This is a genomic window from Lyngbya sp. CCY1209 (assembly GCF_035615495.1).
Lineage (GTDB): Bacteria > Cyanobacteriota > Cyanobacteriia > Cyanobacteriales > Microcoleaceae > Limnospira.
The window spans coordinates 1-22,484 of record NZ_JAJENU010000586.1 but is presented as its reverse complement, the minus strand read 5'-3'; the positions used below and the strand labels follow the sequence as shown (position 1 = coordinate 22,484).

Sequence of the window (22,484 nt, the reverse complement as noted above, 5' to 3'; positions counted from 1 at the left end):
AACTACCGTTCTTAATTGTGCCATCACTTAGACTATTTCTTGAGCCGAAAAAGGAATCTATCCGATGATGCAAGGGACGTTGGGAGTCACGCCATTTGACAGATGCGTGATCAATATGTCTTTGATTCACCTGTGCGATCGCGAAAGCTACGTGAGTCAGGAGATGCAAAAGCGCTACACCGAACGGAAACGGGAGACAAACGAAGCGATCGATAATCCGTGGTTGGAGTTGCATCAGTTCACGATTTTGATCCCCCATCCCGATCGCGAGTACGAAGATACGACGTTGGATTTGGGACTGACTCACGGTTACAATATCGAAGTGGAACCCGTTGGCGATCGCGCCACCATTCCCTACCCAATTCCGGAAGGCGGACATTTCGTCATTCTCCTCAAGCAAAATAACTTCAAATCGGAAGAGTTTTTGATGTTTGGAACGGGAATTTTCGTCCGTCCCCTGGGTATTCTCAGTCTCGATATTGTGGGCGATCGGGGTGAGTCAAAACCTGTGATTATCAAACATCCCATTATCCGAGAATATCCCCCAGATTGGGAACAGAAATTAAAACGGTTTCTCAACGGGGAAATGAAGTGGAACGAACTGCCGAGTCCGGTGGGATACGTCGATCGCGCCTACCATCGGGATTATCGCCCTCCCACCTGGAATGAAATGGCTTTGGCGGCGCGGGGGTTGGCCGGGTTTTAAGAGGGGTTGAAACGGGCAAATGATTGGAGATGCGATCGCCTCATCGATCTGTGCATTCATGAAAGCCATATCTCAGGAATTTGATCAGGTGTAAAAGTCAAATAGAGGGGGCGGGTTTTATCGTTGAAGTGCAACCGGGGGGCGATCGGCTGTCTCGAATAAGTCTACAGATAGAGGTCGATATCGGATTTTTCAGTTAACCTCAACAGTATAAAGTTGGGTTCCATCCAGCTAGATATTGTATTCGGAGAGGGGGATTTAACCCTTCGCTCTTCATTCGAGGACGTTATTTCATGCTAAAATATCGCACGACCATCGGATGGTCTCTGATCACGTCGGGTATCGTAACGCTTTCACTCAAGGTTTTGCCCTGGGACTCGCTGTGGTGGGGTATCGCATTTCTCATTGTCGGAAGTAGTATTTTCTTGATCCGGAAAAGTTAAAATTTTTTGTAGATTCAGATCGGACCTTATGGTGCGTGAAGGCAAAAAAGGGACAAGTTTTTTGTCGGGTTATATCTGGGAATGCGATCGCGCAAAATTTCCACAAAAATAAGTGGCGACAGGTTGACCGAAAATCGTCATCTCTGCCGCCACAAATATTGGTTTCAACTGTGGCAGTTACATCCCGCATGGCCGCAGCCATCGCCGTCAGGGTGGCCGTTGGCACAGGCTTCGCTACAGTAATACTTGCCATCCTTTTGAATGGCTTTGGCGGTATCGACAACGCACAGACAGGACTCGCAGGCACATTTGATTTGGGTGGCGGTCGTCATCACAACTTCTCCTGAAGATACAATAGACTAAAGCTTGAACAAGCTTTCATGGTTACTACCATAACATCTGAACAGGCTTTCAGATATTAGATTCTGGAAGCTTAACAATTTCTTCAGGATCGGTATCGATCCGCACCGCAGTCGAAACCTCCGCACCCCCTTATGTCTGACACCGCTGACCCGAATGCCCGCCCAGACCCAGACTCCGCGCCCCCCCGGGCCGTGGAAAAAATTTTGAGCGTCGAAAAAGCTCAACGCATGGCAGAATTTTTTAGTATTTTAGGAGATCCGAACCGCTGGCGGATCTTGTCGGCCCTAGCCCTGAAAGAAATGCGGGTGCGCGACCTGGCCGCCGCCGTCCAAATGACCGAATCTGCCGTCTCTCATCAACTGAGAATTCTCCGCACCATGCGGTTTGTCAGGTATCAGAAACGGGGCAGAAATGTGGTGTACGGGCTCAAAGACCATCACATTTTCAACCTTTACCGCGACGTTTCCGAACACCTGGACGAGGCGGAGGACGACGACTGAAAGGGGTGCGATCGCTTTCAATGCTTTTCCCCCAACAATGCTAAAAGCTCCCAGAAGATGACAGAAATGACCTAAATTTGTTACGATCAAAGATGCTTTTTAGCCCAATCTCAGTAATCGAGGCGATCGGACATGAAATTAACCGCGACAGAACAGGGCTTATTAATTCCCAAAGGCTTGTTAGGAGAAAACCAAGAATTTGAGATTCTTCAAGAAGAGGATAAAATTATTATTACGGCAGTCCCCAAAACATCCTCGATTGGGGATTTGGGTTCAAATCCTGTGGAATGTGATGTCGAGGATGGTGCGATCGACCACGATCGCCATCTGTATGACCAATGAAAATATTTATTTTTTGGATACAAGCTATACTTTGGCTTTCCAGGATTTGCGTTCAAATTGCTCAAGAACAAGAAACCATCCAAACCCTAAAAGCTGACTTCATCGAAATGGGAGTCGGACATCACACATCGGATTTCAAAAAACGGCTTCAGCAAAACCAACGCCGATCGAAATTTTTTCAACCTTAAAATACCATGATTAGTCTAAATATAGATGACATTCAAAAAAATTGGTCGGGATTTATAAAATTGATCGAAGAAGGCAATACCCTGATCATTACTCAAGCCGATCGCCCCATTGCTGAAATCAAACCGATCTCAACAAGTACACCTCAAAAAAAACGTCGTCCTATCGGTTTATGCGAAGGGGAATTTATCGTCCCCGATGATTTCAACGATCCCCTACCAGAAGAAATAATTGACTTGTTTGACAATCCATGAATATCCTCCTAGATACTCATATTTTTCTCTGGTTGCTGACCAACGATAGGCGACTGCCTGAAAGATGTCGTGATGCGATTAGTAGTCAAGAAAATGAAGTGTACCTCGGTGTCGTTTCCGTATGGGAAGCGATGATTAAATATCAATTGGGAAAATTGCCTTTGCCAGAATCACCGGAAATTTACGTTCCCAAACAGCGTGAAAGACACCAGATTGCCAGTTTGTCGATTAGTGAAACGACAATTACTCAATTAGCCAAATTACCCCCTTTGCACAAAGACCCATTCGATCGCCTTTTGCTTTGTCAATCTTTGGAACATGATTCGATCATCATGACAGAAGATGAAGCAATTATTTCTTATCCCATAGCTAAAATTTTTTAGATTCAGACCCATTCTGCGGTAAAATACGGAATACCGATCGCTCCCCCCGCCATGCAGTGCAAAGTTTGTGCGTCCCCGTCCCTCCCCTTCGGTCAGGCTGCGGTACTCAACCGCTACCCGGTCAGTTATTTTCGATGCCAACATTGCGGGTTCGTGCAGACGGAAGAACCCCACTGGCTGTCCGAAGCATACGATCGCGCGATCGCTTCGAGTGACGACGGCCTCGTATTTCGCAACCTGATGTTGGCACAATTGTCGAGTCAGATTATCACTCAATTTTTTGATCCCGAGGGCCGGTTTCTCGACTACGGCGGCGGTTACGGTCTGTTCGTGCGGCTGATGCGGGAAATCCGGTTTCAATTCGACTGGTGCGATCGCTTCTGTGATAACCTATTTGCGGCAGAATTTGAAGCCACCCTCGACCCCGACTCACCCTATGAATTGGTCACGGCGTTTGAACTGTTCGAGCACTTTTCCAACCCCCTCAACGACATCCGCCAACTGCTGAAATTATCGCGAAATATTTTATTCTCAACCGAGCTCCTCCCCCCCCACAATCCGAAACCCGGCCAGTGGTGGTACTACGCACCCCAGGAAGGACAGCACGTCAGCTTTTACACCCCGAAAGCATTAGAGGTAATTGCAACAAAACTGGGATTAAATGTCTATTCTAACGGTTCCTCCCTCCACCTCTTGACGGAAAAGATACTCTCTCCCGAACAGTTCGCAAAATTCGCCCAATATGACGCTGCGGAATTGCGGAAGTTTTTGCGGTCTTCTCGGAGTTATCGCCAAACCTTGGAACGGATCGAACGGCAACCCCAACCCTTGGAAATTGTCGCCCCGAAGCTGGGTGTCAATGTCGCCGGTTTCGTCAACGGAGAATTTGGCATCGGCGAAGGAGTCCGGGCAACTTTGCGGGGGATGGAAGCCGCAAACATTCCCGTTGCCATCAATAATTTTACCGGAAGTCCGCACCGAAAACAAGACACCAGCTTCCGGAATTTTACCTCGGAGAATCCCCACCCGGTCAACCTGATCCAGATCAACGCCAACGACGTGATGCGGTTCGCCAAACTCGTCGGATCGGACTATTTTAAAAATCGATATAATATCGGATTCTGGGCTTGGGAGTTGCCGGAGTTTCCGCCGGAGTGGATGCCGGCGTTTTCCCTGTTTCACGAGATTTGGACCTACAGCGATTATTGCGTGTCCGCCATCGGCAGGGTGTCTCCCATTCCGGTTATTAAAATGATGCCGACGGTCTCTCTTCCGCCGGCGACGCTGACGCGGGAACGGGTGGGACTTCCCAAAGATAAATTTATCTTTTTATTCATGTTCGACTTTTTCAGCCGCATGGAACGGAAAAATCCCCTGGCGGTGGTGGAGGCGTTTAAATTGGCATTCGGAAATAACCCGGCCGAGGTGGGTTTGGTGGTGAAGTGTTCCAACTCCGATCGCTTCCCCCGGGAACGATCGCAACTCCTGAATGCGATCGCCGATTCCCCCGCTATTTCGATTATCGATCGCTATCTGTCCCGGGATGAAATAAACGCTTTGGTTTCCCACTGCGACTGTTATATTTCCCTGCACCGTTCGGAAGGGTTCGGACTGACGATGGCCGAAGCCATGTTTCACGGCAAACCCACCATCGCGACGGGGTATTCTTCCAATACCGAATTTATGAATTTGGCGAATAGTTTTCCCGTCAAATATCGCCGGGTTCCGATCGCAAAAGCCGACGGCCCCTACCAGCCGGGAAATATTTGGGCCGAACCCGACATCCGACAAGCCGCCGAGTTGATGCGGTACGTTTTTAAAAACCCGGAAGCGGCCGCACAAATTGGCAGAAAAGCCGCCGCCGATATTCGCTCTTTACTCAGTCCCCAAGCCGTCGGCGATCGCATTTTGAACCGCCTGCAAACGATTCAAACCGCAACGGATAATTTCACCAAAATTGCTCCGGTGGCGGCTCCGTCTTTTTCGACTTCCTCAACCGCACCTCCCCTGGTGAGTATCTGCATCCCGACCTACAACGGAGAAGCGTTTATTTCCGAAGCGATCGCCAGCGCCTTTTCCCAAACCTATTCCCACTGCGAAATTATCCTCGCCGACGACGGATCGACCGATCGCACCGTGGCGATCGCGGAGTCTTTGAAATCTTCCTCCCCCGTCCCCTTCCGCATCTTCACCCACATCAATTATGGTTTGGTGGAGAATCTCAATTTTTGCCTGTCCCAAGCCGGGGGAAAATACATCAAATTTCTATTGCAAGATGACCGCCTCGAAACCAACTGCGTCGAAGAATTGGTCGCCCTCGCGGAACGAGCTCCGAACGTCGGTTTAGTTTTCTCCCGCCGCCATACCTTTATCGACCCGCGATCGCTCTCTCACCCGAAATGTCGGGCTGCCTACAACGGGACAAAAAATTTGCATCGAGATTGGTCGAAATTGCAGCCGATTCAAAACGGTTCCGAATTGCTCTCCGATCCGAATTGCTTCCGGGGTCGATTGAATAAAATAGGCGAACCGACGACGGTTTTGCTGTCGCGATCGGCTGTTTCCAAATTGGGGGGATTCGATCCCGATTTGCATCAGTTTTTGGATGTGGATCTGTGGTTCAGAATTATGGGGGATTACAAAATTGGTTTTGTCGATCAACCGTTATCCTGCCTGCGGATTCACCAGGATCAACAAACCCAACGCAATATCGCCAAAGGTCAAAATCTCCGCGACTACGGCCGGCTGTATCGAAAAATAATGGTCGATCCGGATTATCGGTTTTTGAGTTTATCTGTCAAAGAACAAATCCTGCAACAACTCTGGGTCAAATCTCGTCCGGATTATCTGGAGTTGTCGCGGACGCTGGCGGAACAATATCGCCAAAATCCCGGACACGAACCCAGTCTGGAAAATCTCCGGCTGCTGCGAAAGGTGACGGCGACAATGTGGCTGAATTCAGACCGCGATCGCCTACAGAAACTATACAACGCCGAGGGGGGAAAAGTCAATGAAATTATCCGAAATAGCGGGATAACTGAAATGGCGATCGCCGACGGGGAGTCCGAATTGTGGGAACGCATCAAACTCCAACTTTCCCGAGGCTTCACCGCCGAAACTGGCGGTCAGTTGTTGCTGGCGGCGATGCTGTACCGTCCCGCCTACCAACTCCCGCTGCACTATCAAAATGCGATCGTCCCCGATTACCTGTTCGACGAGTTTATCCGCTTTCTGTTTTCCCCGGTGCGAGAATTTAACCAAGTCGGAGATATCGAAAATTACGTTAACTTTGTCTCGGATATCTGGGACTATTTGAAACGCCACATTCAAACCGATTCCGAAAACAGCAGTCTGTGGGTTTATGTCGCCAAAATTGCCCTGGAATTGTGGGACGGACGGCCGCTGCTGAATGTCGATGGCGATGTCGAGTCAATTTTGAGCGATCGCGATGCCGTTTTGGATTTTTATCTGCCAGCGATCGGACATAAAATTGATTATAATTTCGACCAAAATAACCGCCGAGATAACAATAAAATATCGGTGGGAATCCTGATTGACAACCTTTGTTTGGATGACGAAATATTGGCGGTTCTCGCAGTGTATGAAAAATTTAATTTCTATCAGTTTGACATTTTTCTGTTTTTTGGTACAATGGAAGATGATAGGCTGGGCAATTTATGTGCATCCAGCTTCACGGGGTGCATGGCTCTGCCAACATCTTTGCCCGAACGGGTGCAGACATTGCGGCGCTCAAACCTGGACGTGGCGGTGATTGCGTCCGATGTAACCGCCGAAGTCAACTCCTACACTCAACTGGCGCGGCACCGACTCGCCCCCCTACAGGTGTACGCCGCCGGGTCGCCCGCACGTCACGAAGATCCCGACGATCGCATCATCCCGGATCTTTTGGATTCTCGCTGGTTTGCCCCGGCGTCCGCATCCCCCCAAACCGAGCTAACGCGCCGAAAATTGGGCGTTTCAGAGCAGACGGTCCGATTTCTATCCGTAGTGGAATGGGAACAGGTGACGCCCGAAATGCGGGCGACCTGGGCTAAAATTTTGATGGCAGTTCCCGAGTCCATTTTAGTGTTAGTCCTCGAGTCCACTCCGGCTGAGAACCCGCCGATGGGGCAAGTGCGATCGCGCTGGTCCCGACAGGGCCTCGACCCGGGGCGAATCCGGTTGCTGCCGAACCTCTCGAAGGGGGACAGGCAGACCATTTTCAGCCTCGCCGACATCTACTTGGAGCCCTTTCCGAAAACGGGGAGTCCGTCCCTGCTGAGGGCGTTAAAATCGGGGGTTCCCGCCGTCGTCCGGGAAGGAAAAACGGCGCGATCGCGGCGGGGAGCGGCCCTGTTGCGGCTTTTGGAACTTCCGGATGCGATCGCCACAGACGAGCAACTGTATATAAACCAGAGCATCCGTCTCGGAAGGGAACCGGAGTACCGCCGAGCCGGCGCGGAACAGATCCGGCAGAACTTCCCGAAGTGGAGACATCAGTTCGACTCCGAGAGTCGAGCGACGCAATTGCAAGCACTCTTCAATCGTCGGGTAAATTAATGTAAGTGGTGAGAAACTGAATCGGTCGGCGATCGGCCCGATTCAGAGGGACAGACGTTGAATCCAGACGGAACCGATCCGAATTCAGATTCGTCGGGGGTGGAGCGGCGAACGGTCTGTTATTATCGGGACAGAATCGAAACAGCTTGGATGAATGGGGTAGCCCAAGTCAGTTGGAGCAGAGTAATGACCGGAGTGTACAAAGTCGGAGAAACCATCATTAAGGCGGAAGAAATTCCATCGCGACTGAAACGGTATCAACTCATGCCGCAATTTCTGCGGGAGGTGATTTTGGACGAGGCGACCGCCTCGATCGCCTGCACCGAAGAAGAGGTGGCGGCTGCCATCGAACAGTTCGCGGCCCAACATCAACTCACCTCCCCCGAAGCCCAGCAGGCCTGGTTGAAGAGCCACCGAATGACGCGGGAAGACCTCGAAGCGATCGCCCGGCGGCCGATCAAGCTGGAAAAATTCAAACAGCAACAGTGGAGCCACAAGGTTGAAAGCTATTTTATCACCCGGAAAACCGGCCTCGACCAAGTGGTTTATTCCCTGATCCGCACCAAAAATCCCGGACTCGCCCACGAACTCTACTTTCGCATCTCCGAGGGAGAACAGGACTTCGCCGAAGCCGCCCGGGAATATTCCGAGGGGCCCGAATCCCGCACCGGAGGGCTGCTGGGGCCAGTGTCCCTGTCCCAACCCCACCCGGCGATCGGCAAACTGCTGTCGGTGAGCCAACCCGGGCAACTGTGGGCACCGCGACCCCTGTCCGAGTGGATGGTGCTGATCCGGCTCGAAAAGTTCATTCCCGCCCAACTCGACGAGTCCATGCGGCGCCGCCTGATCGAGGAACTATTTGAAACCTGGCTGCGAGAGCAGATCGCCGAAGTCGGCTCTCTCGAACCCCTGCAAACTGAGGTGTCTTCAGTATCATGACCACATCCGCCGTTTCCAACTTACAGATCCGGGAATTTCTGGCCGAAACCCACCCCTTCGATCGCCTGTCGGAAAAAGCGATCGAAAAGGTGCTGCCCCAATGCCAGTTGTTGAGCTACCGCACCGGACAGCCGATCTTCGAGCGGGACAAACTGCCCACCCAGGTGGCGGTCGTCTACCAGGGACAGGCCCGACTCCTGGGATACGACGCCCGCACCCAACGCCACGTCAGCTTGAGGCTGCTGGGGGCGCGGGAAGTCCTGGGCTGGGCCGGGTTGGTGCGGGGAGTCCCCTGCGAGACAGCGATCGCCTCCACGGACACGATCTGCGTCACCCTGCCGGCGGCGGCATTTCTGAACCTGATCGATCGCGAGCCGAATTTCGGGGAAGCCTTCCGGGATCACGCGGCGATCGCGGAAGTATTTGAACTCCTCAGCCAGAGCCTCCAACAGCAAGCCAACGCCAGCGGCAACGTCAAAGAATTGACCCAGGAATTTTGGCCCGATGCGGTGGTGGTCAACCTCCTCGAAGGCCAAAAGAAAGGTAACGACCTGCGATCCATGCTCGACCCCGAGCGCGCCTGGCTGGTCAGCAGCGGGGTGCTGGGGGATTATGCGATCGGGAGCGTCCTCTCCCCCGACACCCTGCCCCGGACACTGAAAGCCGAAGGCCCCCGGGGGGTGCGGCTCGTCGGGCTGCGGACGGCCCCGGCGCCGAAGGATGGGGAGGTCAGGACGGAAGAACCCGCCGACGGCAACGGATTGAGAACGGGACTGGATATCGTCCCCGCCCCCCCTACCCCCCCGGAACCCGAACCGGACGCCGGCAAGCAAATTCAGCGGTTCCCCGTCGTCCGGGGTCGCGGCCAGATCGACGCCCCCCTGGCCTGCTTCAATATGTTGAGCAAGCACTTCCGAGTCAACTTCCGCAAAGACCTGATCCGGCGGGTGATCGAGAGCCAAATTCAGACCGTGGGTTTCCTCACCCTGCAGGCCTGCGGCGCGATCGCCCAGATGATGGGCATCACCGCCCAGTTGGTGCAGGTTCCCCCCAAGGCGATCGGACGCCTGAAAGCCCCGGCCATGATCCAGTGGAAAGACAGCTTCGCCATCCTCTACAGCATCAGCGAACGCCAACTGGTGATGGCCTCCCCGGAACAGGGGATCGTCCGCATCCGCCCCGGCCAACTCGCCGAACTGTGGGGAGAAGGTGCCCCGGTGCTCCTCCTCCAGGAAGCCAAGGGCGACCAGCAGGAACAGTTCAGCTTCTGGTGGTTCGTCCCCGCCATCATGGAACACCGGGGCGTGTTCGTCGAAGTCCTGCTCTCGTCCTTCTTCGTGCAACTGTTCGGGTTGGTCAACCCCCTGATCACCATGATCATCATCGACAAGGTGATGGGACAGCGCAACATCGACGCCCTGAATATTTTGGGGATCTTGATGTTGGGGGTCGCCCTGTTCGAGGCTTTATTATCCGCCCTGCGAACGTACCTATTTGTCGATACCACCAACCGCCTCGACGTTAAACTCAGTTCCGAGGTGATTGACCACCTGTTACGACTCCCCCTGAACTACTTCGACAACCGCCGGGTGGGCGACCTTATGGCCAGGGTCGGGGAACTGAGCAACATCCGCAACTTCCTCACCGGTACGGCTTTAACCGTCGTGTTGGACGCCGTGTTCTCGGTGGTCTACGTTGCCGTGATGTTCTACCTGAGCATTCCCATGGCATTGGTGGCCCTGGCGCCCCTGCCGCTGTTCGCGTTGATTATCGTGATCAACTCCCCGATCATCCAGCGACTATTGCGACGGAAGGCGGAACTGTTCGGCCAGTCCCAGGCCTACCTGGTGGAGGTGCTCAACGGGATGCAGACGGTAAAAGCTCAAAATATCGAGCTCACCTCCCGCTGGGAGTGGCAGGGACGTTATGCCCGCTACATGAGTGCCAGTTTTAAAACCATTCTCACCCAGACGGCGGCCAACTCTATTAGTACCTTTTTGAACAAACTCTCCGCCCTGGCCCTGCTGTGGGTGGGGGCCTATTTGGTGATCGATGGACAACTGACCATCGGGGGACTGATCGCCTTCCGAATTATCGCCGGAAACGTGACGGGTTCCCTGCTGCGGTTCGTGAGCGTCTGGCAGAGTTTCCAGGAAGTGGGGATGTCGGTGGAACGTCTGCGGGACGTGCTCGACACCTATCCGGAAGCCGACGAAGCCGATCGCAACAACATTCCCATGCCGGAAATCGATGGAGCCGTTACCTTTGAAGAAGTATCGTTCCGGTTCGGCGCCAGCGGTCCGCTGCAGTTGGCGAACGTGAATCTGGACTTCCCGCCCGGTTCCTTTGTGGCGATCGTCGGGTTGAGTGGTTCGGGTAAAAGTACCCTGATGAAACTGCTGCAGCGGCTCTATCCCCCCATGTCTGGCCGCATCAAAATCGACGGTTACGATATCAATAAGGTGGAGTTGTACTCCCTCCGCCGTCAGATCGGGGTGGTGCTCCAGGATACCCTGCTGTTCAGCGGGACGGTGCAGGAAAACATCGCCCTGAGTAACCCGGAGGCGAGCACCGATGAGATCATCCGGGCGGCGAAGGTGGCTGATGCCCACGAGTTCATCATGAGTTTGCCCAACGGTTACAATACAGTTGTCGGGGAGCGGGGCACGGGACTCTCCGGGGGACAGCGACAAAGAATCGCGATCGCCCGGACGGTATTGCAAAATCCGAGACTGTTGATCCTCGACGAGGCGACGAGCGCCCTGGACTACCAGTCGGAGCGGTTGGTCAGCCGCAACCTCAACGAGGCCTTCCACGATCGCACGGTGTTCTTCATCACCCACCGTCTCAGCGCCATCAAAAATGCCGACGCCATCATTATGATGGACCAAGGATCGATCGTCGAACAGGGCACCCACGACGAATTGATGGCGATCAAGGGGCGTTACTACTGCCTGTATCAACAGCAAGAGGCACAACAGTAGGACGTTTGACGTCAGTGGTGGTAGAGGAGTCGAGTTAGTTTTTTGTCCCCTTTCGGACCACAGCGAACTAGAGATCACAGGACTTATGAAATCAGCATCAGTTACCGAACAACCGGTCATCCTGGAGAAACCCGCCCTCCTCTCCCATTTATTTCTGTGGATGATCATGCTCGTGACGACCACCGGAGTCATCTGGGCCTACTTTTCCCGCATCGAACAGACGGTTCCGGCGGTGGGAGAATTGGAATTTACTTCCGGCGCCCGGGAAATTCAAGCCCCCACCACGGGGGCGGTGGTGCGGTTGCACGTCGAAAATGGCGATCGCATCGAGAAAAATCAGCCCCTCCTCACGTTCAGTCCCACCAGTCCCAGCGCGGATCTGCGATCGCTCGAAACGTTGCGATCGACCCTGGAACGGGAAAATCAGTTTTACGGCGATATCGTCAGCGGGGGCTCGACGGCAAATTTGCCTCCCGATCTGGCGAATTTGGTGCGGGAACGGGATGCCCGCATTCAGGAAAATCAAACTTTACAGTCCTTGGTGGACGAACTCTATTTGGGCCAGGGCAGTGCCGTCAGCTTTAGCGCCTCCCAGGCAGGTTTGGTGGCCAACTACCGCGCCGAATATCAGTCCCGAGTCGCGGCGGCCCAGCTTCGCATTCAAGAACTGGAAAAACAGCTTCAGCAAAACCGAGATGCCCTGGCCGCCGCCCGAGAGCAGCTTCAATATAGCCGCAATCAATTGGCTTCTTCTGAAAAGCAATTGACTCTGGCTGAAAATCAGTTGGTGAAATCGGAAGATTTGCTGGATGTGAATCAGTCGATTTTGGATCAGATTTCTCCTTTGGTGGAAGAAGGCGCGATGTCCGACCTGCAGCGCAAGCGCCAGGAACAGGACATCCTCCGAAATCAAAATGAGGTACTCCGACAACAGGATCAAATTCAACAGCGCCAGGGCGAAATTAACCAGCGCCGGGGCGAGATCGAACGGCAGCAAGCGGAGGTGCAGCGGTTTGAAAATGAGATTCTGCGGACTCAAGCGGCGATCGCTCGCACTCAAGAAGAACTCCAAAATACCAAGGATTCTTGGGCGCGGGACCTTTACACTCGGATTCAGGAAAATAATAAACAGATTGCCAGTGCGGATTCTCAACTCAGCCGCCTGCAGTTGGACAACCAGAAAAAACTCTCCGAACTCGACGCCCAACTCGAAAAGGTGGAGGAACAGCGGGACACTCAGGTGTTGAGGGCTCCGGCATCTGGAATTGTTTTTGATTTGGCTCCCTCCACTAAAGCGAATGCCTCTTTAGATATGAATCAAGACGAGATCTGTTCCTACGTCGTCGGTTCCATCCTCAATCCGGGCGACCCGAAGCCCCTCCGCTGCGAAGAGGCTTACTACGAAGCCCAACAGACGGAACCCCTGCTGACGGTTTTGGATGACGAAGAGGGCTTGGAGGCGGTGGTTTACATCCAAAACAGCGATGTGGCCCTGGCTTTGAATGCCCTGCGGATCAAGCGGGAGTTGCTCTCGCCCTGGGATGGGAAGGAAGTCGCCGGAGAGGTGATCGAATGTCAGACCGAAAAGGATTGTATCTGTCCGACTTCGGCTGCGGCGCGGGCGGAAATTGGCATTGAGGACGAACAGTGCATCGCCGTGGAAGTGAACATCGATGCGTTTCCCTCCAACGAGTTCGGCACGGTTCCGGGCGAGTTGAAGTGGATTTCCCAGGATGCGATTCCCCCGGACGAACTGCGCCAGTATTATTCTTTTAAAGCGAAGGTGCAGTTGGAACGCCAGAACTTTATCTTGAACGATGACGAACCGGTGGAGGATCAGGTGGCGATCGGGTTGCAGTCCGGCATGGCGGTGAATACCAAGATTAATATCGGTCAGCGATCGGTTTTGGAAATGCTGTTCAGCCGATTCACCGGTCAGTTTGAAAGTATCACCAACTTGCGGTAAATCCGACTTTTTGATGTTTGATGTTGGCAAGCGATCCGCGACAGCGCACCGATCCGCGACAGCGCACCGATCGCCCAAATTTTATCTCGGACTATGGATTGGTTATCTGCTTCCGATTTTGGGCGCGATCGCTTTTGTGGCGAAATTTGGCGTCGATGTCCCCACTTTCGACCAGTGGGTTTTACCGAGTTTATTCGAGAAAACGGCGGCGGGGACACTGACATTTGGCGACCTGTTCGCCCTCCACAACACCCACAGAATTCTATTTCCCAGGCTGATTTTTATCGGCCTGGGCTTTTTGTCGAAATGGAATATTTTGGCGGAAATGTCTTTCAATTTGGGGTGGGCGATTTTATCGTTTTTGGGGTTGTATTATCTCTCTTTAATTGCCAACGGAATGGCAGACAGAACCCTATTTCATCTCGCCAATTTATTGGTCTGTGTCCTGTTTTTTTCCCTCAATCAAGAATGGCTATGGGGATTTCAACTGCCGATTTTTTTGATTAATTTTTGCGTTATTTTTGCCTGCTTAATTTTGACGATTGACGGAAAAAATAATCGCTCCAAATTTCTCTTGTCGGCAGGACTGTGCGGCATCGCCAGTTTTTCTTCGTTGCAGGGTTTGCTGTCCTGGTTGGCGTTGATTCCGGCGGTGGTTTCTCTGCCGGGAAATAACAATCAAAAACGCCGGCGATCGCTCCTGTGGCTGCTCGGTTTTGTGGTATCCTGCGGGGTGTACGCGATCGGTTATATCCGGGAACCCCGAACCGTCACTCTCTCCGGTTGGGAGCGAATTTACACCTCAATTCATTTCTTCCTAAATTTACTGGCTGCACCCCTGACATCATCTTCTAAAATTGCTGGGTTCGTCGGTTTTTTAATTCTGATTTCGTTTCTATTTTTCCTCATTTATAACTGGAGAAAATATCGGAAATTTCACACATTTTTGAACGCCTCACCGTGGATTTCTATCGGTCTATTTTCGGTGTCAACTTCTGTTTTAACAACGGTGGGGAGAGCTGAACTTGGGGCAGATTATCCCCTGTCAGCCGTCCGCTACACGACCCACAGCTTATTGTTGATTATCGCCATTCTGTATCTCGGCTTGCAGTGGATTTCCGAACGATATCCCAACTTTAAAATTCAATTTCCGGCGTTGCTTTACAGCTTCCTGTGTGGCGTTATTGCCTGTGCGCTGTGGGTCAGTTCCGGGCAGGCGATCGCCCGTTCTGATCGGAATCTATTCTACACCCAATCCAGTCAAACCTGTTTATATTTATTCCCCTATTTTAACACGAGTTCGACCTTTTTTGAAAACCATCCCCAACGCTGCTTATTGCCGTCGAGCAAATCGACCTGGTGGATTCAAGACGGTGTGGAATCTTTGCAAGCGATCGGCTTCCGAAATTTCGCCCATGATGTCAAATGGGAAGCCGAACCCGATCGCACCTACGGCTATATCGATAATCCCCAGAAATCGGATATTTTTCAAGTTGCCAACTCGCAATCTTTCACCCTCGGAGGTTGGGCAATTTTTCCCGAAAAAACGCCATCAGCGACACCCCAACTGGTGTTTCTGTCCCGCCAGTCGAAATCCCCGGAGGCGGCACCGCAATTTTTTGCCAACGCCTACGTCAATTTGGACAGTCCCGATGTGGCGGAAATTCTCGGAAGGGATCGCCACAGCCAATCCCGGTGGACCCTCACCCTATCTGCGGATTCCCTGCCACCGGGGGAAAGCACGATTTCAGCCTGGGTTTACGATCGCGATCGCGATCGATTCGTCCGGCTGCAGGGAGAAATTAACGTAAAAGTCAATAAAGATGGTTTGGATTAAATCGATCTTTGGTACACTAGAGACCGGTTCAATTTTGCCCAACCCTGAAATGAACGTTATTCCCACCGAAATCCCGGACGTTTTGATCCTCGAACCCAAAGTTTTCGGAGACGATCGCGGTTTTTTCTTTGAAAGTTTTAACCAAAAAGTCTTTGCCGAAAAAACCGGGGTAGATGCCGAATTTGTCCAAGACAACCACTCCCGTTCCAGCCGCGGCGTATTGCGGGGACTGCACTACCAAATTCAACAAACCCAAGGAAAATTGCTGCGGGTGGTTCTCGGGGAAATTTTTGATGTCGCCGTCGATATTCGCAAAAATTCCCCCACCTTCGGACAGTGGGTCGGCTGTCATCTCAATACTGAAAATAAACGACAATTTTGGGTACCGCCGGGATTCGCCCACGGCTTTTTGGTGACATCGGACGTGGCGGAAGTGCTCTACAAAACCACCGATTATTACGCGCCACAACACGAGCGATCGCTGCTGTGGAATGACCCGGATGTGGCGGTAGCTTGGCCCTCGGACGGCATCGAACCGAAACTATCTGAAAAAGATCGGAACGGCACACCTTTGAAAACGGCAGAAATTTTTGAATGATGCGAATTTTACTGACGGGAAAAGACGGCCAATTGGGGAGTGAATTACAACCCCTCCTCTCCTCCTCGGGTGAGACGATCGCCGTAGGACGGGACACCCTGGATCTGACAAAACCGGAAGCCATTCAATCCCTGATGGCAGAGGTGAAACCCGATGTGGTGGTGAATGCGGCGGCCTATACGGCGGTGGACAAAGCCGAAAGCGAGTCCGATTTGGCAATGCAAATTAACGGAACGGCACCGGGGATTTTGGCGGCGGAGGCGAAGCGTCTGGATGCAAAATTGATCCACGTTTCCACCGATTACGTCTTCGACGGCACCCAAAGCCACCCCTACCTCGAAACCGACCCGACAAACCCGCTGGGGGCCTACGGCGCCTCGAAATTGGCCGGAGAAAAGGCGATCGCGGCGGCGGGGGGCACCTTCGCCATCGTCCGCACCGCCTGGGTTTACGGCGTGGGGGGAAAGGGAAATTTCGTCAAAACCATGCTTCGCCTGGGTGGGGAACGGGAAGAGTTGCGGGTCGTCACGGATCAGGTGGGGAGCCCGACTTGGACCGGGGATCTCGCGGGGGCGATCGCCAATTTAATTCCCCGACTGAACCCAGAAACGGCTGGAATCTACCATTATACAAATAGTGGCGTGACCAGTTGGTACGATTTCGCGATCGCCATTTTTGAGGAAGGGCGATCGCTAGGTTTACCCCTCAAAATTGAACGGGTGATTCCGATTACGACGGCGGAATATCCCACCCCCGCACGGCGTCCGGCCTACTCCGTTTTGAACGGCAAAAAATTCGCCACCCTAATCGGAACCCACGCACCCCAGTGGCGGGAAGGACTGCGAAAAATGCTCAAAACTTGGGCGAATTAAAATGAGTAGCACAGGCATCTTGCCTGTCACAGTATCAAGTCAATAAACTTGTAAAATATCATGAAAGCACTGATTCTGTCCGGCGGCAAAGGAACTCGACTGCGACCCCTCACCTACACCGGTGCCAAACAACTGGTTCCCGTCGCCAACAAGCCGATCCTCTGGTACGGCATCGAGGGAATTGTGGCGGCCGGCATCACCGACATCGGCATCATTATCAGTCCGGAAACCGGCGAAGAAGTCAAATCCCTGACGGGAAATGGCGATCGCTTCGGCGCAAAAATTACCTACATCCTCCAGGACACCCCAGCGGGTTTGGCCCACGCGGTGAAAATTGCCCAGCCTTTTTTGGGGGATTCTCCCTTTATCATGTACTTGGGAGATAACTTAATTCAAAATCCCCTGTTGCCGTTTTTGGAACAGTTCAAACAACAGCAACTCGACAGTTTGATCCTCCTGCGTCCCGTCGAAAATCCCACCGCTTTTGGCGTGGCGGTCGTCGGCGATCGCGGCCAGGTTTTGAAGTTGGTGGAAAAACCGAAAGACCCCCCTTCTAACTTGGCGTTGGTGGGGGTTTACTTTTTCGACCGTACCATCCACGAGGCGATCGCCAACATTCAACCGTCCCCACGGGGAGAATTGGAAATTACCGATGCCATTCAACAATTAATTAATACCGACAAAAAGGTTGAATCCTGTATTTTAGATGGCTGGTGGCTGGATACAGGTAAAAAAGACGACCTCCTCAGTGCAAACCAGATCATTTTGGACGAGCGATCGACCTGTAAAATTGAAGGCAACATTGACGGCGACAGCAAGATTATCGGCCGGGTTAAAATTGGTTCCGGATCTCAATTGGTGAATTGCAGCGTCCGGGGACCGGTCATGATCGGCGATAATTGCCATTTGGAAAACTGCTTTATCGGACCCTACACCAGCATCGCCGATCGCGTCACGTTAATTGATGCCGAAATTGAGCATAGCGTGATTTTATCCGAAGCGACAATTGAGAACGTTAACCATCGCATTGTCGATACATTGATCGGTCGCCGTGCCAAGTTGACGACCGCACCCCAGCGACCGAAAGCCTTGCGATTTATGCTGGGAGATGATTCCCAAGTCGAACTGGCTTGACGCCGGAGTAAACCACTCCAGCCACGGACGATCCCCCTAAATCCCCCTTACAAAGGGGGACTTTTAATTTCCCGACGGACTTCATCAGTTTCAGAAACGCTGTAGCAGCGGTATTCCGATTCCCCATTCCTATTACCTCTCGCCTATTACCTATTACCTCTCGCCTATTACCTATTACCTCTCGCCTATTACCTATTACCTCTCGCCTATTGCCTATTGCCTATTGCCTATTGCCTATTACCTATTACCTAAAAAACCGTGATTTACTGGATAATTGTCAATTATCATTCGACCGATTTGATCCGACGGTTAATTCAATCGATCGCGGCAAGTGAGAGTCCGGAATATCGGATTATTATCGTCAATAACTCCCCCGGCGATCGCTCGATCTGGGAGTTAGAATCGGAACAAATTATTATTTTGGATTCCCCCGAAAATGTGGGATTCGGTCGCGGCTGCAATTTGGGGTTACAATGGGTTTGGGAACGCGATCGCGATGGATGCATTTGGTTGATCAATCCGGATGCGATCGTCCCCAAACAAACCCCCGGAAAAGTTCTGGCAGTTTTGCATCAAAATCCCCAACTTTCAATTTTGGGAACCGCCGTCTACGAACCGGACGGCGGCGTTTGGTTCGGGGGAGGAGAATTTATTATAAAAACGGGTCATATTTTTCAATTACAAGAGATTACCCCTTCCAATTTATCTTGGATTTCGACAACTTGGGTGACGGCTTGTAGCCTGTTAATTTCTCTCCCAACATTCCGAAACTGTCCCAAATTTGACCCGAATTATTTTCTGTATTACGAAGATTTCGACCTCTGCCTACGTTATCGTAAACTCGGACATCAGATCGGGATAACTCCCCAGATTGGAGTCATTCATTATCCCTCGTCTATTACAGGAAAAACTCCCCATCTCAAACTTCAACACAGTATTTACAGCTATCTGCTGAGTTTGGACAAACACGCCGGGAGTTCAGTTTTATTCTATCGACTTTTGCGGATTGGTATCGTCGCCTGTTTGACTTTTCCAGTCCGTCCCCAAGTCTCCCTGGCTAAACTGCGGGGGGTGTGGCGGTACATCCGACGCAGTATCTGACATTTTCGGTGGGTTTTTAGGGCGAAAACTATACCCCAGTATTTATCTATTCCTTATTGTATATTTCTTTCGGCATATTCCTTCCCCAGGCCCGACCCATCCAGCCGATTATCAGTCTTTTTAATTTCCCCATGATTCTGGCAACTTCCATTACAATGTCAACAGTTCCATGAATATCAAGATAATTTCAGAAAAAGTTTGGATTCAAATCCGGGCTTTGGTCAGCAATTCCAAAAGTTATACTCAAAGGAGTTTATCCGATGAAAGCCCTATTACTCTATCCACAATTTCCCCAGTCGTTCTGGTCTTACGATCGCTTTATGGAAATTGCCGGACTCAAAGCGGTGATTCCACCCCTCGGCATTATTACGGTCGCAGCCCTCCTCCCCCAAAACTGGGAAATTCGATTTTACGATCGCAATGTCAGTCTAGAAACAGATGCCGATTGGGACTGGTGTGATGTGGTCATTCTCTCGGCGATGATGGTACAGAAGCCCGATTTCCACGCCCTCATTCAAAAAGCCGTCAAATTGGGAAAAAAAGTGGCAGTCGGAGGCCCCTATCCCACCTCCGTACCCCAGGATTCCCTAAATTCTGGAGCCAACTATCTCATTTTAGACGAAGGAGAATTGACCGTTCCCCAGTTTATAGAAGCCATCAACCGAGGTGAAACTCAGGGCATTTTTCGCTCTATGGAAAAACCGGATGTGACACTCAGCCCCATCCCCCGCTTTGACCTACTTCAACAAGACGCTTACTTGATGATGGCGGTACAGTTCTCTCGCGGCTGTCCCTTTAACTGCGAATTTTGTGACATTATTTCCCTCTACGGACGCAAACCCCGCACCAAAGAACCGAGTCAAATTTTGGCAGAGTTACAAGTCCTCTACGATTCGGGCTGGCGGGGTTCGCTCTTCATCGTCGATGATAACTTTATCGGCAATAAACGCAATGTAAAACGCTTTCTAAAAGCCTTGATTCCCTGGATGCAGCAGCACCACTACCCCTTCACCTTCATCACCGAAGCATCGGTCAATTTAGCCGAAGATGATGAATTATTACACTTGATGACTGAAGCGGGATTTTACGCCGTATTTCTGGGCATTGAAACCCCGGATTCGGAAAGTTTACAAGGGGCGCGAAAACTGCAAAATACCCGTCATCCTCTCGTCGAATCCTGTCGCCATATCAACGAAGCGGGTTTGTTGATTTATGCCGGATTTATCCTGGGCTTTGATGGAGAACAGACCGGGGCGGGGGAAAGGATTCAAGCCTTTGTAGAAGAAACCAGCATTCCCCAACCCATGCTCGGCATTCTCCAAGCTCTTCCCAATACGGCACTCTGGAATCGCCTCAAACAAGAACAGCGTTTAGGTGAGGGTGACAATATTCATCCGACGGGAGATCAAAATACCCTGATGAATTTTATTCCCACCCGTCCCATCGCCGAAATTGCAAAAGAGTATGTCGAAGGCTTTTGGACGCTGTATGAACCGAGTCGTTATCTGAGTCGCTGTTTCCGTCAATGTCTCGATCTGGGTTCGCGATTAGACCACAAACAAACCATGCAATTTCCCATCGGTAAAGGGTTGCGGTTGGTGACTCAGTTAATTTGGCATCAGGGCATCCGCCGGCCCCACCTTCGCCAACAGTTTTGGGGACAGTTATGGACGGTTTGGCGGAAAAAGCCACAAGTTCTGAATCTGTATTTGGGTTTGTGCGCGGCCGGAGAACATTTTTGGGAGTACCGGACTTTGGCGAGGGAACGGATTTCTCAACAACTCGGCTACGATATTTTGAGCGAACCTCAACCGGAAAAGGACTCGATCCTGCCTGTTGAACGGGAACTGGTGGCAACGGAGACTCGGTAATCTCGAAGTTGGACGGAGGGGGAAGGATGGAGGCTCTGAAGATGGCTGAAGGCTTGCAGTTTGTTAATTTCTTTCAAATCGTTCCGAAACTGTCCCCGGTTTGACGAAGATTATTTTCTGTACTGCGAAGACTTCGATCTGTGCTTGCGCGATCGCAAACTCGGACACCAGATCGGGATGACACCCCGCGTTGGAGTGACCCACCATCCGTCTTCCATCATCGGAAAAAATCCCCGTATCAAACTCCGACATAGCATTTACAGCTATCCCCTGAGTTGGGACAAACACGCCGCCGGTTCCGTCTTGTTCTGTCGGCTGTTGCGAATCGGTTTTGTGGGGGGATTCACCCTCCCCTTCCGTCCTCAAATGGCATCCGCTAAACTGGGGGGTGTTTTCCGGTACGTCCGATATTTTGTACTCAGATACCAGGACTCCAACCCGCCATCTTTCCATGACCGAAAATAACTCCAAAAATACGACTCTCGCCAGGAATTATCACCGGTTGCAATCCCAACTGTGCAGCCTGACGTTTTTTCCGCCCCGCTATTCGAGCGATCGCATCCTGGCCGCCGCCGATCGCAACATCTACTACGACCCCCGCAACCCGACCTGGTGCGAGTCTCCCCACTGGTTCGGGGTGGTGGATTTGTCCCCCTCTCGGATTGCTTCCAAAGGCGATCGGGGTTATTATATTTGGCAGGAAGGGCGACGTCCGATCGTGGCGATGGAATTTCTCCCGCCGCGCACCCAGGACAAAAGACCGCGATCGCCCGGACAACCGACGGCCTGGGAAGTGTACGAACAAATTTTGGGCATTCCCTTCTACGTCACGTTCGACCAAGCCAGCGACAATTTGAAAGTGTTTCGACTCGGCGGCGATCGCTATGAACGGCAGGAGTTGAAAAACGGCATATTTTGGTTTCCCAGACTGGAAATGGGTTTGGGCTTGTGGCGGGGAGAATACCGAGGTTGGAGGCGATCATGGCTGCGCTGGTGCGACAGCAGGGGAAACCTGATCCCCACCCCGGAAGAGCTGGAGGCGGGACGAACCGAACCCGTCACGCGGGGGATGACAAAAGGCGATCGCAGTTCTTCTACTCTGATCAAGCGCCTGAAGCAACTCGGCATCGTCCCCGACCGCATCTAAAACCACTGGGAGGCGTCACGACACGGGGCGATCTCCCGTCTCCATGTCTGGATATAGATACAAGTTGGGCAATCATACCATTTGGCTTAATTTTTCCACAAATTCGGCTTTTTGTCAAGCCCCACCCAAGAAATCGCCGAATTGTTGATAGGAAATCATCCGAAATTTAGATATAGCATTTTTCGATCTGATGGAAGGTTAAATATCCCCCTAAATCCCCCTTTGAAAGGGGGACTTTGAATTTGGAATGGACTTCGCCGAGTTGCCGACAGGAAATCATTCAAATTTTAAAGACAGC

At 51.9% G+C, this 22,484-nt stretch carries 18 protein-coding genes; 17 read left to right on the top strand and 1 reads right to left on the bottom strand.

The window, feature by feature from the left end:
• The first annotated feature begins 64 nt into the window (after window positions 1–64).
• On the top strand, window positions 65–706 hold the full coding sequence (locus LKE08_RS21250) for a hypothetical protein (protein ID WP_324706258.1): 642 nt from the start codon (window positions 65–67) through the stop codon (window positions 704–706).
• A 607-nt stretch (window positions 707–1,313) separates the two neighbouring features.
• Here LKE08_RS21250 and LKE08_RS21245 read toward each other — a convergent pair.
• On the bottom strand, window positions 1,314–1,481 hold the full coding sequence (locus LKE08_RS21245; RefSeq protein WP_324706257.1) for a metallothionein: 168 nt from the start codon (window positions 1,479–1,481) through the stop codon (window positions 1,314–1,316).
• 162 nt (window positions 1,482–1,643) lie between these two features.
• Here LKE08_RS21245 and LKE08_RS21240 point away from each other — a divergent pair, with 162 nt between their 5' ends.
• From LKE08_RS21240 to LKE08_RS21165, 16 genes are all read left to right on the top strand, one after another.
• Window positions 1,644–2,012: an ArsR/SmtB family transcription factor gene (locus tag LKE08_RS21240; protein ID WP_375341456.1), complete on the top strand. Its 369-nt coding sequence runs from the start codon at window positions 1,644–1,646 to the stop codon at window positions 2,010–2,012.
• A gap of 132 nt (window positions 2,013–2,144) precedes the next feature.
• Window positions 2,145–2,354, top strand: a complete 210-nt coding sequence (locus LKE08_RS21235) for a hypothetical protein (protein ID WP_324706256.1) — start codon at window positions 2,145–2,147, stop codon at window positions 2,352–2,354.
• 194 nt (window positions 2,355–2,548) lie between these two features.
• Entirely contained in the window at window positions 2,549–2,794 is a 246-nt protein-coding gene (locus tag LKE08_RS21230; protein ID WP_324706255.1) for a type II toxin-antitoxin system Phd/YefM family antitoxin, read from the top strand.
• Window positions 2,791–3,177, top strand: a complete 387-nt coding sequence (locus LKE08_RS21225) for a type II toxin-antitoxin system VapC family toxin (RefSeq protein ID WP_324706254.1) — start codon at window positions 2,791–2,793, stop codon at window positions 3,175–3,177. The genes LKE08_RS21230 and LKE08_RS21225 overlap by 4 nt, the downstream gene beginning before the upstream one ends.
• Before the next feature lie 51 nt (window positions 3,178–3,228).
• Window positions 3,229–7,737, top strand: coding sequence for a glycosyltransferase (locus LKE08_RS21220; RefSeq protein WP_324706253.1), 4,509 nt, complete (start codon window positions 3,229–3,231; stop codon window positions 7,735–7,737).
• A gap of 186 nt (window positions 7,738–7,923) precedes the next feature.
• A complete protein-coding gene (locus tag LKE08_RS21215) occupies window positions 7,924–8,676 on the top strand; it encodes a peptidylprolyl isomerase (RefSeq protein ID WP_324706252.1) in 753 nt (250 codons plus the stop codon).
• Window positions 8,673–11,660 (top strand): peptidase domain-containing ABC transporter, encoded by a 2,988-nt coding sequence (locus tag LKE08_RS21210; protein WP_324706251.1) that lies wholly within the window; start codon window positions 8,673–8,675, stop codon window positions 11,658–11,660. The genes LKE08_RS21215 and LKE08_RS21210 overlap by 4 nt, the downstream gene beginning before the upstream one ends.
• Before the next feature lie 85 nt (window positions 11,661–11,745).
• Window positions 11,746–13,626 carry a chromosome partitioning protein ParA gene (locus tag LKE08_RS21205; protein ID WP_324706250.1) on the top strand — a complete coding sequence of 627 codons (1,881 nt, stop codon included), beginning with the start codon at window positions 11,746–11,748 and terminating at the stop codon, window positions 13,624–13,626.
• A gap of 136 nt (window positions 13,627–13,762) precedes the next feature.
• Window positions 13,763–15,463 carry a hypothetical protein gene (locus LKE08_RS21200; protein WP_324706249.1) on the top strand — a complete coding sequence of 567 codons (1,701 nt, stop codon included), beginning with the start codon at window positions 13,763–13,765 and terminating at the stop codon, window positions 15,461–15,463.
• Window positions 15,464–15,512: 49 nt separating this feature from the next.
• Window positions 15,513–16,061 (top strand): dTDP-4-dehydrorhamnose 3,5-epimerase, encoded by a 549-nt coding sequence (gene rfbC, locus LKE08_RS21195; RefSeq protein ID WP_324706248.1) that lies wholly within the window; start codon window positions 15,513–15,515, stop codon window positions 16,059–16,061.
• Window positions 16,061–16,933 carry a dTDP-4-dehydrorhamnose reductase gene (gene rfbD, locus LKE08_RS21190; RefSeq protein WP_324706277.1) on the top strand — a complete coding sequence of 291 codons (873 nt, stop codon included), beginning with the start codon at window positions 16,061–16,063 and terminating at the stop codon, window positions 16,931–16,933. Before rfbC ends, rfbD begins: the two co-directional genes overlap by 1 nt.
• 60 nt (window positions 16,934–16,993) lie before the next feature.
• Window positions 16,994–18,067: a glucose-1-phosphate thymidylyltransferase gene (locus tag LKE08_RS21185; protein ID WP_324706247.1), complete on the top strand. Its 1,074-nt coding sequence runs from the start codon at window positions 16,994–16,996 to the stop codon at window positions 18,065–18,067.
• A gap of 258 nt (window positions 18,068–18,325) precedes the next feature.
• Entirely contained in the window at window positions 18,326–19,168 is an 843-nt protein-coding gene (locus tag LKE08_RS21180) for a glycosyltransferase family 2 protein (RefSeq protein WP_324706246.1), read from the top strand.
• Between the two features lie 260 nt (window positions 19,169–19,428).
• Window positions 19,429–21,039 (top strand): DUF4070 domain-containing protein, encoded by a 1,611-nt coding sequence (locus LKE08_RS21175; protein ID WP_324706245.1) that lies wholly within the window; start codon window positions 19,429–19,431, stop codon window positions 21,037–21,039.
• Between the two features lie 60 nt (window positions 21,040–21,099).
• A complete protein-coding gene (locus tag LKE08_RS21170) occupies window positions 21,100–21,504 on the top strand; it encodes a hypothetical protein (RefSeq protein ID WP_324706244.1) in 405 nt (134 codons plus the stop codon).
• A complete protein-coding gene (locus LKE08_RS21165; RefSeq protein WP_324706243.1) occupies window positions 21,491–22,186 on the top strand; it encodes a Uma2 family endonuclease in 696 nt (231 codons plus the stop codon). The genes LKE08_RS21170 and LKE08_RS21165 overlap by 14 nt, the downstream gene beginning before the upstream one ends.
• Window positions 22,187–22,484: the final 298 nt, after the last annotated feature.

Bases quoted from the DNA above. Each gene is read 5' to 3' on its own strand.
- LKE08_RS21250 (WP_324706258.1), top strand. From the start codon at position 65: ATGATGCAAGGGACGTTGGGAGTCACGCCATTTGACAGATGCGTGATC.
- LKE08_RS21245 (WP_324706257.1), bottom strand. From the start codon at position 1,481: ATGACGACCGCCACCCAAATCAAATGTGCCTGCGAGTCCTGTCTGTGC.
- LKE08_RS21240 (WP_375341456.1), top strand. From the start codon at position 1,644: ATGTCTGACACCGCTGACCCGAATGCCCGCCCAGACCCAGACTCCGCG.
- LKE08_RS21235 (WP_324706256.1), top strand. From the start codon at position 2,145: ATGAAATTAACCGCGACAGAACAGGGCTTATTAATTCCCAAAGGCTTG.
- LKE08_RS21230 (WP_324706255.1), top strand. From the start codon at position 2,549: ATGATTAGTCTAAATATAGATGACATTCAAAAAAATTGGTCGGGATTT.
- LKE08_RS21225 (WP_324706254.1), top strand. From the start codon at position 2,791: ATGAATATCCTCCTAGATACTCATATTTTTCTCTGGTTGCTGACCAAC.
- LKE08_RS21220 (WP_324706253.1), top strand. From the start codon at position 3,229: ATGCAGTGCAAAGTTTGTGCGTCCCCGTCCCTCCCCTTCGGTCAGGCT.
- LKE08_RS21215 (WP_324706252.1), top strand. From the start codon at position 7,924: ATGACCGGAGTGTACAAAGTCGGAGAAACCATCATTAAGGCGGAAGAA.
- LKE08_RS21210 (WP_324706251.1), top strand. From the start codon at position 8,673: ATGACCACATCCGCCGTTTCCAACTTACAGATCCGGGAATTTCTGGCC.
- LKE08_RS21205 (WP_324706250.1), top strand. From the start codon at position 11,746: ATGAAATCAGCATCAGTTACCGAACAACCGGTCATCCTGGAGAAACCC.
- rfbC (WP_324706248.1), top strand. From the start codon at position 15,513: ATGAACGTTATTCCCACCGAAATCCCGGACGTTTTGATCCTCGAACCC.
- rfbD (WP_324706277.1), top strand. From the start codon at position 16,061: ATGCGAATTTTACTGACGGGAAAAGACGGCCAATTGGGGAGTGAATTA.
- LKE08_RS21185 (WP_324706247.1), top strand. From the start codon at position 16,994: ATGAAAGCACTGATTCTGTCCGGCGGCAAAGGAACTCGACTGCGACCC.
- LKE08_RS21175 (WP_324706245.1), top strand. From the start codon at position 19,429: ATGAAAGCCCTATTACTCTATCCACAATTTCCCCAGTCGTTCTGGTCT.
- LKE08_RS21165 (WP_324706243.1), top strand. From the start codon at position 21,491: ATGACCGAAAATAACTCCAAAAATACGACTCTCGCCAGGAATTATCAC.